This is a genomic window from Streptomyces sp., assembly GCF_031181555.1.
In the GTDB taxonomy this organism is placed as follows: domain Bacteria; phylum Actinomycetota; class Actinomycetes; order Streptomycetales; family Streptomycetaceae; genus Streptomyces; species Streptomyces fimbriatus.
Map to the genome: position 1 here is coordinate 1 of NZ_JAPSKQ010000260.1, position 3,400 is coordinate 3,400.

Genomic DNA, 3,400 nt, shown 5'->3' on the forward strand with positions numbered 1-3,400 from the left:
GGTGGCCTGACTCAGGTGGCCTGGCAGGTGGGGCACCAGAAGAGGTTGCGGGCGGCGAGATCGGCGGTGCGGATCTCGCCGCCGCAGATGTGGCAGGCCAGGTCGGCCCTGCGGTAGACGTACACCTCTCCGCCGTGGTCGTCGACGCGCGGCGGGCGGCCCATCGCCTCCGGGGTGTGTTCCGGGCGGACGGTGTCGATGCGGTTGTTGCGGACGCCCTCGCGCATGAGCCCGGCCAGGTCGGTCCAGATCGCGTCCCACTCGGCCGGGGTGATGTCCCGGCCCGCGCGGTACGGGTCGATCCGGTGCCGGAAGAGGACCTCGGCGCGGTAGACGTTCCCCACGCCGGCGATGACCTTCTGGTCCATGAGCAGGGCGGCGATCGTCGTACGGCTGCGGCTGATCCGGCGGTAGGCGAGGGCCGGGTCCGCGTCCGGGCGCAGGGGGTCGGGGCCGAGGCGGCCGTGTATCGCCTGCTTCTCGGCGTCCGTGATCAGGGCGCAGGTGGTGGGACCGCGCAGATCGACGTACGAGGTGTCGTCGGCGAGGCGGAGGCGGACGGTGTCCGTGGGCGGCGGCGCGGGGGCCGGGCCGAAGGTGACCTTGCCGAAGAGGCCGAGGTGGATGTGGACCCACTCGGTGTGCCCGGGGGCCGGGTCACGGAAGCCGAGGAAGAGGTGTTTGCCGTGGGCGTCGGTGGTGTGCAGGGGCGTGCGGTCGAGGAGGGCGGCGGCGTCGGCGAACTTGCCCTGGGGGCTGGTGACGTGGAGGGGCGTGCGGTGCGCGAAGGCGGCGGCGTAGTCCTCGGCCAGCCGGTGAATGGTGTGTCCCTCGGGCACGGGTTCCCCTCTCTCGCCTGATCGCCCTCCCGTGTGTCCCGCGCGTCCCGCGTGCGCGGGCACGCCGGTCGTCGCCCCCGCCGCGGAGCCTTCCGGTTCTCGGCGGGGGGCCGGTGTGCGGGCCGGTTACCCCTGGGGGTGGTGGGGCGGGATCGGGGGGAGGTCGCCCGTGGTCTCGTAGCCGGCGAGCATGTCGATGCGGCGGACGTGGCGCTCGTCCCCCGAGAACGGGGTGGCCAGGAAGGTCTCCACGAACTTCGTCGCCTCGTCCGGCGTGTGCATGCGCGCACCCACCGCGACCACGTTGGCGTTGTTGTGCTGACGGCCCAGTGCCGCCGTCTCCTCGCTCCACGCCAGGGCCGCCCGCACGCCCTTCACCTTGTTCGCGGCGATCTGCTCGCCGTTGCCGGAACCGCCGATCACGATGCCGAGGGCGTCGGGGTCGGCCGCGGTCCGCTCGGCGGCGCGGAGGCAGAAGGGCGGGTAGTCGTCCTGGGCGTCGTAGATGTGGGGCCCGCAGTCGACGGGCTCGTGGCCCGCGCCCTTGAGCCACTCGACGAGGTGGTTCTTGAGTTCGTAGCCGGCATGGTCGGAACCGAGGTACACGCGCATGGTCCGAGTGTGACACGCGGGTTTCCGGGCGGGCGCGCGGGGTGGCGCGGCCGAAACCGTGAGGAGGATTACAGAACCTCAGGAGAACCTCAAGTAACAATACGGATTCGAAGGTTCCCGAATCTATTTACCTCGGATTCACTGGATCGGTCCGAATATCGGTCGCACCGGGCCCCCTACGTCCGCGTGCGGTCCCACACCCCCACACACCCTGGTTCATCTGGAAAACGGCCCCCCACGGCACAAAGGAAATCCGCTCCATGACCTCGCAGCCGACCCTCAGGACGACCGGCGACAGCCCTGGAGACCCCGTAGGAACCACGCCCTCCGGCAGCCCCGGAGGGCACGGGTCCGGCCTGCAGGCCGGACTCAAGAACCGTCATCTGTCGATGATCGCCATCGGCGGTGTCATCGGCGCCGGCCTGTTCGTCGGCTCCAGCTCGGGCATCGCGGCCGCCGGCCCCGGCATCCTCCTCTCCTACGCCCTCGTCGGCACGCTCGTGGTGCTGGTGATGCGGATGCTCGGTGAGATGTCGGCGGCCAATCCGACCTCCGGGTCCTTCTCCGCGCACGCCGACCGCGCGCTCGGCCCCTGGGCCGGGTTCTCGATCGGCTGGCTCTACTGGTTCTTCTGGGTCGTGGTGCTGGCGGTGGAGGCGACCGCCGGGGCCACGATCCTCGAAGGGTGGATACCGGCCGTTCCGCAGTGGGGCTGGGCGCTCATCGTGATGGTGGTGCTGACCGCCACCAACCTCGTGTCCGTGGGCTCCTACGGCGAGTTCGAGTTCTGGTTCGCCGGGATCAAGGTCGTCGCCATCGCCGCGTTCATCGTCGTCGGCGGGCTGGCCGTCTTCGGTCTGCTGCCCGGCGTCGACAGCGACTCCGCGGGGCTCGCCAACCTGACCGAGCACGGCGGCTTCCTGCCCAACGGCGCCGGCGCCGTCCTCACCGGCATCCTGCTCGTCGTCTTCTCCTTCATGGGCAGCGAGATCGCGACCCTGGCCGCCGGTGAGTCGGAGGACCCGCAGCGGGCCGTCACCAAGGCGACCAACAGCATCATCTGGCGCATCGGCGTCTTCTACCTCGGCTCGATCTTCGTCGTCGTCTGCCTGCTGCCGTGGGACAGCGCGTCGATCACCGAGGACGGCTCCTACGTCGCCGCCCTGGACTCCCTCGGCATCGCGCACGCCGGCCAGATCATGAACTTCATCGTGCTGACGTCCGTGCTGTCCTGCCTCAACTCCGGGCTCTACACGGCCTCCCGCATGGCCTTCTCGCTCGGTCAGCGCGGGGACGCGCCGAAGGCGTTCGCCCGGACCACCAGCCGGGGCGTGCCGCGGACCGCGATCATCGCGTCGGTCGTGTTCGGCTTCGTCGCCGTCTTCTTCAACTACGAGTTCCCGGACTCGGTCTTCCTCTTCCTGGTCAACTCCTCCGGCGCGGTCGCGCTGTTCGTCTGGCTGGTGATCTGCTTCTCCCAGCTGCGCATGCGGAAGATCATCCAGGCCGAGGCGCCGGAGAAGCTGGTCGTGCGGATGTGGCTGTACCCGTACCTGACCTGGGCCAGCGCGGCGCTGATCGTGTTCGTGCTCGGCTACATGCTGACCGACACCGAGCACAACGGACGGACCACGGTGCTGCTGTCGCTGCTGGTGGCCGGCATCGTGCTCGCCCTGGCCTTCGTGCGGCAGCGGGTGGCCGCGCGCGGTGACCGCGGCGGCACGGACGCCGGAGCCGGGACGCCGGACGAGGTCACGGCCGGCTGAGGTTTCCCGCACGGCGCACGACAGGCCACGGGTGGTGTCCCGTGGCCTGTCGTGCGCCCGTGGCCTGTCGTGCGCCCGGCGGGCCCGGGACCGGCCCGCCGGGACGGCCCCCCTGTGTCCGGGACGGTTTCCCCCATGTGACGTAATCCTTACGCCGGCACCGGAAGGGCTGACGCGGAGACG

The 3,400-nt window shown here is 70.7% G+C and carries 3 protein-coding genes; 1 reads left to right on the forward strand and 2 read right to left on the reverse strand.

The features are described 5' to 3' along the window. Window positions 1-11: 11 nt before the first annotated feature. Window positions 12-839 carry a DNA-formamidopyrimidine glycosylase family protein gene (locus RIM90_RS30075; RefSeq protein ID WP_309063902.1) on the reverse strand — a complete coding sequence of 276 codons (828 nt, stop codon included), beginning with the start codon at window positions 837-839 and terminating at the stop codon, window positions 12-14. Window positions 840-965: 126 nt separating this feature from the next. Further along, the gene (locus RIM90_RS30080) at window positions 966-1,451 is read right to left on the reverse strand and encodes a ribose-5-phosphate isomerase (RefSeq protein ID WP_309063903.1); all 486 of its coding nucleotides are present in this window, start codon (window positions 1,449-1,451) and stop codon (window positions 966-968) included. Between the two features lie 260 nt (window positions 1,452-1,711). Here RIM90_RS30080 and RIM90_RS30085 point away from each other — a divergent pair, with 260 nt between their 5' ends. Beyond that, the gene (locus tag RIM90_RS30085) at window positions 1,712-3,217 is read left to right on the forward strand and encodes an amino acid permease (RefSeq protein WP_309063904.1); all 1,506 of its coding nucleotides are present in this window, start codon (window positions 1,712-1,714) and stop codon (window positions 3,215-3,217) included. The last annotated feature ends 183 nt before the right edge of the window (window positions 3,218-3,400 follow it).